Origin of the sequence: Mycobacterium sp. PO1 (assembly GCF_017312405.1) — a bacterium.
Lineage (GTDB): Bacteria > Actinomycetota > Actinomycetes > Mycobacteriales > Mycobacteriaceae > Mycobacterium.
This window is the reverse complement of record NZ_BLTG01000138.1, coordinates 1-9,235: the sequence shown is the minus strand read 5'-3', so window position 1 is coordinate 9,235 and position 9,235 is coordinate 1. Positions and strand designations below refer to the sequence as shown.

At 70.6% G+C, this 9,235-nt stretch carries 3 protein-coding genes and 2 pseudogenes; 1 reads left to right on the top strand and 4 read right to left on the bottom strand.

The features are described 5' to 3' along the window. Together J3476_RS27525 and J3476_RS27520 are read right to left on the bottom strand one after the other, a co-directional pair. Positions 1-1,172 (bottom strand): annotated as a pseudogene (locus J3476_RS27525) (hypothetical protein); the annotation flags it as partial. A gap of 11 nt (positions 1,173-1,183) precedes the next feature. Next, positions 1,184-2,392 (bottom strand): DUF3068 domain-containing protein, encoded by a 1,209-nt coding sequence (locus J3476_RS27520; protein ID WP_207069429.1) that lies wholly within the window; start codon positions 2,390-2,392, stop codon positions 1,184-1,186. A 187-nt stretch (positions 2,393-2,579) separates the two neighbouring features. Between J3476_RS27520 and J3476_RS27515 the strand changes: the two genes are divergently transcribed. Further along, positions 2,580-3,788: an acyltransferase family protein gene (locus tag J3476_RS27515; RefSeq protein WP_373889150.1), complete on the top strand. Its 1,209-nt coding sequence runs from the start codon at positions 2,580-2,582 to the stop codon at positions 3,786-3,788. Between the two features lie 83 nt (positions 3,789-3,871). On the opposite strand, the gene J3476_RS27510 is transcribed toward J3476_RS27515, so the two are convergent. Together J3476_RS27510 and J3476_RS27505 are read right to left on the bottom strand one after the other, a co-directional pair. Next, the gene (locus tag J3476_RS27510; RefSeq protein ID WP_207069427.1) at positions 3,872-5,350 is read right to left on the bottom strand and encodes an AMP-binding protein; all 1,479 of its coding nucleotides are present in this window, start codon (positions 5,348-5,350) and stop codon (positions 3,872-3,874) included. A 91-nt stretch (positions 5,351-5,441) separates the two neighbouring features. After that, positions 5,442-9,235: pseudogene (locus tag J3476_RS27505) on the bottom strand (alpha-(1->3)-arabinofuranosyltransferase family protein); the annotation flags it as partial.

Below are 9,235 nucleotides of genomic sequence, written 5' to 3'. Positions count from 1 at the left end.
TGCTGGTGGCGACGCTGCCCGCCCCCCCCCCAGGCCAGATCGGGCAGCGTCGCCACCAGCACCGCGCAGCACACCGCCGCCGAAACCAGCGCCGGCACCCGGGGTCGCAACGTCACCACCGCCCCCGCGGCGGCCAACGCATACGCCGGCATGGCCAGCGCCACCCATTTCTGGCCGTCGCGCACCACACCCAGCCCGGGAAAGCCCCGGATCACCGCCTCGACGACGGCCAGCCCCGGGCCGGTCGCCATCAACGCCGGCACCGTGACCGCAACCAGCGCCAGCAGCAGCAGCGGCGTCGCGGCGCGCCGGCGGATCAGTAGCGGCACCCCGATCGCCACGATCGACAGCAACGCGACCACCGACAACACCGCGAACACGCTCGTCCGCGACGCGGGCACCGCCTCGGCGTTCCAGATGCCGCCCAGGCCGGCCAGACTGCCCAGGGTTCCGAGTCCCGGCTCGGCGCGCGCGGCGAATGCGGCCACCCCGGCCTCGGCGACACCAGCCTGAGCCGCCCAACCGGGTGCCACCGCCGAGGCCGTCAGCCACGGCAGCGCGGCGCCGACCGCAGCCCCCAGGCTCAGCAGCGCGCAGAACCGCCGGGACCGTCCCGCGCCGCCGGCCACCGTGCACGCCAGCGCGATCGTGGCGGCCAGCATCAACCCGGTCGGCGTCAGTCCCGCCAGCGCCATCCAGAACAGCAGCGCCGGCACCTGCACCGCCCCGCGGGATTCGGACCGGCGCAGCGACAGCACCGTCAGCGCCACCCACGGCAGGCAGCCGTAACCGACCAGCAGGCTCCAATGGCCCTGCAACAGCCGCTCGGCCACGTAGGGATTCCAGATCGCCGTCGTCACCGCGACGGCCTGCCCGGCCAGGCCGGCGTCCGGTAGCAGCATCGCCACGAGTTGCGCGGCTCCCCAGCCCGCCAACCAGATGCCGAGTATCAGCAGGACCTTGACGACCACACCGCCGTCGAACACGTGCGAGGCCACCGCAACGGCGAAGTCCTGCGGCAACGCGCGCGGCGCGGCCTGCGTCGCCCCCAGGGCCGCATCCGACAGATAGGACCGCGGCGTCGACACCGCGTCCCGCAACAGCAGGTAGCCCGGCGACAGCAGCGGACCGGTCACCGCCAGGGTCAGAGCCAGCGCGAAGGCCGGCGGGATTGCGCGGGTGATCAGCCCGGTCTGTCCGGGGGCAGATCGGACGGCCGCTGCGCGGGCAGCTTCTCGGTCTTCGCCTCGGCGCCGGGTACCGGCTCGCCTTCGTCGTCACGGTGACCGAAGAACCGTCGCCCCGCGTCGTCGAGGCCCGGATCGATGAGCATCGACTCCGCGCGCAGGCTGAAGGCGCCCAGCAGCGCCCCTCCGACGAGCGCGATCAGGCCCAGCGCAGTGAAGGTGATCGGCAGGATGCGTCCCCACAGGGCCACCCGGTCCCGTTCGTCCCGCGCCGCGGAGACCTGGGATTCGATCGACTCCTCGTTCGTGGTGACGCTGTAGTCGACGAAGGTGACCTCGGGTTCGAGCGCCTCGCGGGCGTAATAGTGATAGCCCCGATCGGTCTGTTTGACGATGGTCCCCGACACCGGGTCCACCCAGAAGGTGCGCTGCGCGGCGTAGTACCGCGTCATCGTGATCGGTTCCTCGGGATCCTCGGCCTCGATGCCCCACAACCGCGCGGGTGCGGTCGCCCTGCTGTCGGCCTCGTCGTCGTAGAGCGAGGCATAGGGGATCGGGTCGACCAGTTCACCGTCGTTGTCGAAACCGACGTTCTGGGTGAATTTGTAGGTCGTCAGCCCGTTGACGTCCTCTTCCCCGTCGTAGTTGGCGTCGAACGCCTTCTGCGCGATCGGATCGAAGTACGGGTAGGTCTTCTTCTCGGTGTCGAACGGGAAGCGATAAGACAGCCCCTCGTGCGGCAACGCGATGTTGGTGGGCGGTTCCTCGTTCTCGATCGCGCGCGGCTTCTGCACCGCACCGCCCGGATTGCTGTCGCTGGACACCGCCATCGCGGTCTCGCGGTCCAGGGTGACGGTGTCGACCATCGCCAGCAGCAGGCCGTTTTCCTGCTGTTTGTCGGTGCGCCGCAACGTGCTGCCCACCTGCAGCGTCACCACGTCGGCATTGGCCGGGGACTCGACGGTCACCTGCTCCTGCATCACCAACGGCACGTCTTCGTTGACCACGAAGTTCTGCTCGTTCAGCGACGCCGGGTCGAACGCGGTCCCGCTGCCGTCACTGACCACCGTGTGGTCGATGTCCAGCGGGATCTTGGAGATGTTGCTCTTGGTATAGGTGGACAACAGCAACGCGGCGATCAGCAACGCGGCCCCCAGGCCCATGATTCCGCACGCGGCGATCCTCAGCGCGACTGCGCGGTTCAATACCGTGTCTCCCTTCACCTACCGCCACAACCCAGACCTGTGTTGTGGCGGCAAAACCCGTTCGACCCTAACAGCAGAGAATAAGGTCGTCGCTCACTACGAGCCGTTGACGGACCCGTTCGGCACCCGTCTCCGTGCGGGGGTGACTACCCGTTCTCGCCGTCATCGACCGGAGCGGGGCACACTGTTGGACGTGACCGCCACCGCGACACCGCCCGGCGCGGCTCCCGGCGCGGCGCAGAACGCCGTCGGCGGCACCCGCAGCTTCCTGCCCGCGGTCGAGGGACTGCGTGCGTGTGCGGCGATCGGGGTCGTCGTCACCCACGTCGCATTCCAGACCGGACACACCACCGGTGCGGTCGGGCGGGTGCTCGGCCGGTTCGACCTCGCGGTGGCCGTGTTCTTCGCGCTGTCGGGATTCCTGCTGTGGCGCGGTCACGCCGCGGCCGCCAGGGGGCTGCGCGAGCGGCCCAGAACCGGGCACTACCTCCGGTCGCGGATCGTGCGGATCATGCCCGGCTACCTCGTCGCGGTCGTCGTGATCCTGACGCTGCTCCCCGAGGCCCAGGCCGACCTCACGGTATGGCTGGCCAACCTGACGCTGACCCAGATCTACGTGCCGCTGACGTTGACCGCGGGCCTCACCCAGATGTGGAGCCTGTCGGTGGAGATGAGCTTCTACCTGGTGTTACCGCTGCTGGCGCTGCTGTCCCGGCGGGTACCGGTCCGCGCCCGGATCGCGGTCATCCTCACCGCCGCGGTCGCCAGCCTGTTCTGGGTGCACATCCCCTTCGACGGCGGATCCGGCCACAACTTGTGGAACTGGCCGCCCGCGTTCTTTTCGTGGTTTGCCGCGGGCATGGTGCTGGCGGAGCTGACCGTCTCGAAGGTCGGCTGGCCGCACCGACTGGCACGGCACCGCGTCCTGATGGCGCTGATCGCGGTGAGTGCCTTCGCCGTCGCCGCGTCGCCGCTGGCGGGTCTGGAAGGTCTGCACCCCGGCTCGATCGCGCAGGTGACGCTCAAGACCGCCATGGGTGCCATCGTGGCCGGCGCGCTGCTGGCGCCGCTCGTGCTGGACCGGCCCGACACGCCGCACCGAATTCTGGGCAGCGACACCATGGTCACGCTCGGCCGGTGGTCCTACGGGCTCTTCGTCTGGCACCTGGCCGCACTGGCGATGGTCTTCCCGATGATCGGGGAATTCTCCTTCAACGGACACTTCACCGTGGTGCTGGTGTTGACCGTCCTGTTCGGTTTCGCGATCGCCGCGGTCAGCTACGGGTTGATCGAATCACCCTGCCGCAACGCGCTGCGGCGATGGGAGCGGCGCAACGACCCCACCCCGCTGGACAGCTCGGTCACCGAGCAGATCGAACCCGCCGTCGCGCGTTAGTCGTGCTGCGCGGCCCGCCGCGCTTGGTCCGACTGCGTGGCCCGCCGCGCTTGGTCCGATTGCGCGGCCCGCCGCGCTTGGCTCTACTGCGCGGCCCGCCGCGCGATGACCTCGTCGCGGACCGCCGACCTACGCGCCTTTCCCGCATCGTCGCGCAGCGGCCGCTCGGCGAACTCCACCGAGCGGGGCAACTTGTGCGCCGCGATCCGCGAGGCCAGGAATTCCCGCACCGTGTCCTCGGACATGTCGGCAGCAGGTTGCACGATCACGTGCGGAACCTGGCCGAGGTCGTCGTCGGGCAGCCCCACGGCCAAGCTGGACAACACGTGAGGGTGCTCGGCCAACGCCGACTCGATCTCAGCCGGATAGACGTTTCGCCCGCCCACGGTGAACATGTCCACGCGACGGTCGTTGAGGTACAGGAATCCATCGGCCTCGAAATAGCCCAGATCGCCCAGAGAGTCCCAGCCGTCGCGGCTCTTCGCGGTGCTGCCGATGTAGCGGTAGGTCGGCCGGCTGCCCGGAGCGGGCCGCATGTAGATCTCGCCCGCCACACCCGGTGGGCACTCGTGCCCGTTGTCGTCGAACACCTTCATCTCGCCGGACACGACCACCCCCACCGAGCCCGGATGGCTCAACCACTGCGCACCCGAGATGAAGGTCAGCGCCTGTAACTCGGTGCCGCCGTAGAGCTCCCACACGACATCGGGACCCAGTAGATCGATCCAGGCCTGTTTGACGGCCGGCGGGCAGGGCGCGGCGAGATGCCAGAACCGCCGGATCGACGACAGATCGTACGCGTCGGGATCGGCGCGGTGAACCGGCAGCAGCCGCTGCATGATCGTCGGGACGGTCGCCAGGAACGTCACCCGGTACTCGGTGACCAGCCGCAGGAACTCCTGCGGCTCGAATCGCGGCATCAGCACCAGATGGTGTCCCTGCAGCAGGCCGATCGCGAACGTGGTGAATCCCGTGTTGTGGCTCAGCGGAACCGAAACCAAGTTGACGTCGCCGGGTTCGGCGCCCAGCGGGGCCCCGATCGTGGGCGGCACCCTGCTGTCGTTGCCGGCCTCGATGAGTTTGGGGCGCCCGGTACTTCCGCCCGACGCCATCGACTTCCACACCGGCGAAACCGCCTCCGGCAGCGGATCATCGGAGAAGCCGGCGGCGATCTCGGCGACCGCGGGCCCTGCGTTCGCGGTCTTGCCGGTCGGGTCGGGACGCCCGACGAGCAGCGCCGGGGGCCGCAGTTCGAGCAGTGCTGCCAGTTCGGTGTCGGGCATCCGCGCCGACAACGGTTGCGGCACCGCCCCGAGCTTCCAGCACGCCAGCACCGCGTACACCCAGTCCAGCGAGTTGGGCAGCACGATCGTCACATAGTCGCCGACTCCGACGCCCTGCGACGCGAATGCTCTCGCCAGGCGGTTGGATGTCGCGTCGAGCTCGGCTCGGGTGACGGTGACACCCGAACAGGTGACCGCCGGCGCATCAGGGGCCTGCGCGGCCAGCGCCGATACCTGGGTGCCGATCGGGGGAACTCGTTGGCTGCCTGGGTGGGTCATGGGCTCCATTGTCGTCGGGGAGCTGCTCCGCTCGGCCGGAATCGGACAGGCCGGCCGAGTCGCTCACCGGTGTGCCGGGCGGCACCGCGGCGGACACGGCGACCGCCACCACCGACAGCAGCGCCAGCAGTTGGACACCGGCGGAGTGTCCGACGTACCCGTCGACCGACCGCCACGGGTTCTGGCTCAGGATCGCCCCGGCAAGGACCAGCCCGCCCGCCGCCGTGCCCAATGTCGCTACGCGGGTGATCTTCTCGTTTCCCCGGAACAGATGAGCCAGAGCCAGCGCGGCGCCGGCGACCATCGCTCCGGCCAGTCCCGAGATGACCGTGGCCGCGACGACCACCGCCGCGCCACGCACCGCCGCCGGCGGGCACCAGGGCCGCACCGCGGGAGGTGTGGTCCGGCGGCGCCGCCCCGGCACGAATGCCGCGACCAACAACATCGGCAGCAGTGCCAACCCGCCGATCAACCCCCAACGGTAGGTGGCATTGGAGGTGAAGCTCATCGTGACGGCTCCTGCGGTGCCGGCCGGCACGATCCAGCCCTGCTGCCAGCCGTTGACGGTGATCGCCGCCAGCGGCACACCGTCGGCGGTGCTCGCGGTCCAGCCCGGGTTGACACTCTCGGGCACCACGAGGAGCCGCTGCCGGTCGGAGCGGGTGACGTCGACCTCGCGGTGGTCGTTGCGCCAGGCGCTGGTGGGCACGGGAACCGTAGGGGCCGTGCGCAATTCACCCGCGCGTGGAGTGGCGAGCTCGACTCCGTCGACCAGGAGTCCGGGGCCGGGGCTGACCAGCAGTTCCTGTTCGCCCGCAGGCAGGGTGATCGGCTCGCTGCGGCAGGGTCGTGCCGCGATGGGCTCGTTGTCCAGCAGCGCGGCGACGGTGGTGGTGACCGAGGTCTGGACGAACTGGCCCGCCACACCGATCACCGGCCCGCGCCCGCACGGCAGCGTGACGGCCCTGGCCCGGTTGGTCGCAGCGTCGGCGGGTGCGATCGGCGCCCCTGCCTCGTCGAGGGGCACCACCTCGGCCAGCCCAGGTGGCTTGAGCTGATCGAAACCCAATGCGGTGCGGTCGATCACGTCGTCCCAGTCCATCAGCGACAGCGTGACCGTGTCGGTGCGGCGGGGCTGCAGGTCCAATGTCTGTGTGCCGTCGATCCGCCTGACCTGGGGGCCGTCGCCGAGGTCGACGGCGATCATCGTCGGATGGGCCGGCAGCGCTGAGGAACTCGGGGTGACCCGCAGGCCCGCCACGGTGCGCGGCTCGGGCAGTTTCACCACCAGTGTGGGAGGTGTGCGGGGTTGCACCACGCGCTGCGGGGCGGTCCATGCGGTGCCGGGGTCACCGTCGGCGGCGGCGTACGCCGAGCCCAGCACGTCGAGCGGGTCGGCATCACCGGCGGCGCGGACCACGCCGGGCTGGGCGATCAAGTCGGCGAGGTTGGGTCCCTGACGGGCGCGTACCCACACCGTCGGATCGACCGGCGTCGGCTCGGGCACGGTCAGCGTACGGCTGAGGTTGACCGGCTCCTCGGAGGCCAGCGCCATCGCCGCCGCACACCGGGTGCCCGTCGGGCTGTCCGCGCACCCCGACCGCCCCAGTAGCTCGGCACCGAGGTCCCATTGCGCGATGGCCGATCCCGGGGGAGGACCGGGAACGTCGACGGTGTGGCGCAGGGGGATCGGGTGGGCGAACCCGTTCGCGTCGTATTGGGTGACGCTGAAGTCGGTGATGCCGAACTGGACTCCGGGCGAACCGTCGTCGGTGGCGGTCGCGGTGATGCGCACCCACGGTGTCTCGCCATACGGCAGCGCGACGGTGACCGGGGTGCCGGGGTCCTCGACGCGCACCGTGCTGGTGCCGTTGACGGTGGCCACCTCCAGACGGCGCACCTGCGCGCCGACGGCGGTGGCGCTGGGAGTGATGGTGAGAGTGGCGTTGGTGACCGGCCGGTCGAAATCCACCTGCAGCCACTGCCCGACCGCCGACTGCAGCGCGTTGGACACCCAGCTGGTCGATGCGTCGGCGTCGATCGCCGCGGCGGGCGAGGAAGCCGGAGACACATTGGGCAGCGCGGTCGAATCAGACGCCGCACTCGACACCGAAATCCGCCCGCCGTCCCATCGCCCGTAGACCAGCTCGGCCCCGTCGGCCGGATAGTCGGGCACCCGGTTGAACGTGTTGCGGGCGTCACCGGGACTGCGCACGGCCGACGAATGGTCGTCGACACGGCCGTAGTCGGTCTCGCGCGCCAGTGGGGTGTCGGTGATGGTCACCAGGGGCACCGGCAGTCCCGCGCGTTGAGCGTCCTGGGTCAGCAGCATCGGGCCCAGCGGCTGCTGACCGCTCAACCGCCTGCGCTCGTCGAGGCGAAGCAGAGCCTCCGGCCCGCCGTCCACCCGTGCCATGGCGTCGGTGTCCACGACGTACGGCGCCGCCGGTGGCGGACCTGCGCCGTCCACCCGGTAGATCTCGACCGCCGGGTAGCGCGGGCGCAATCCGCTGTCGGCAACGAACCCCTCCAGCGTGCCGGGACCGACCGGGTCGCCGAACTCGGCGACCTTCGTCAGCCCCGGGGAACCGTCCACGGCCTGGTGCACCAGGATCGGGCGTGCCGAGCGCGACGCATCCGGATCGAGGTCGTTGCGCACCACCACATACGAGATGCCCTGCCGGGTCAACGTGTCGGCGAGCCCCGCCGACGGCCGTCCCGAGGCGAAGAGCCGCTGCACCGAGTCCAGCGCGCGGATGGTCTCGGGCGGGGTCAGAGGAATGGAATCGCGCACCCCCCAGGGGCTGTCACCGAGAACCTGTAGCGGCTCGTCGTGGCTGTTGCCCCACACCTGGGTCGCGAACGGAGCGCCGGGGGCGACCAGTACCCGTCCCCCGGGGCCGGCCGGGGCTGAATTACCGTCTCCGGCTGGGTCGGATTGGCCGTCTCCGCGGGCTGGGTCGGATTGGCCGTCTCCGCCAGCCGGGTCGGCCGCACCGGTGTTGTGCTCGTCGAGCCACGCCGCGGTGTCATGCCAGTACTGCGGGATCGCGTCGAACGCCCCGGGTGGGGTCAATCGGCTGGTCCAGGCCAGCGAGGTCGCCGCGGTGAGCGCCGCCAGCACCACGACCCCCACCGCCACCCGCTTGTCGTTCTCCGGATGCGCGAACGCGGCCCGCCACACCGGGCGGGGCGCACTGCCCGGCAACGGAATTCGCCCCAACAGGTGCGCCAACCCCAGGGCCAGCGGCAACCGCAGCAGCGGCTCCAGTTTGTGCAGATTGCGCAGCGGGGTGCCGTCGGCATCGAGGAACGCCTGCACCTGGGCCGCGATCGGGGAGCCGAGCCCACCGGAGTACCCGGCCGCCAACAGCGCGACTCCGATCATCAGCATCGTGATCAATCGACCGCGAGCCGGCATCGTGCGCAACGCCAGACCGGCCAATCCCGCCGCGGCTACCAGCGTCGTCGCCAGCACCGCGACCGACCCGGTCACCAGCGGCGCCCCCGCCGTGGCGCCCGGCGCGACGTAGGGCGTCCACGCCCCGGTGCCGCGCAGCATCTCGGTCAGCGACATCCACTGTGTGGTGACCCCGGAGGACTCGATGAAGTCGAGGAACGGTGGGCTGATGCGGCCGAGGTGTAGCAGCGCGACCACCCACCACGTCACCGCCAACACCGTGCAACCCAGCCACCACGCGGTGAACCGCCACCAAGTGCGGTTCGGGCGGTGCGCCAACAGCCACACCACCGCGCACAGACACGCCGACAGCGTGGCGACCGCGTTGATCGCACCCATGAGCGCGATCGCCAGCGCTGATCGCGCAGCAAGCAGCCGAATTCGCGGATCGGCCCCTCCGGTCCCGGCCCGGCTGTCTCCCACCC

Bases quoted from the DNA above. Each gene is read 5' to 3' on its own strand.
- J3476_RS27510 (WP_207069427.1), bottom strand. From the start codon at position 5,350: ATGACCCACCCAGGCAGCCAACGAGTTCCCCCGATCGGCACCCAGGTA.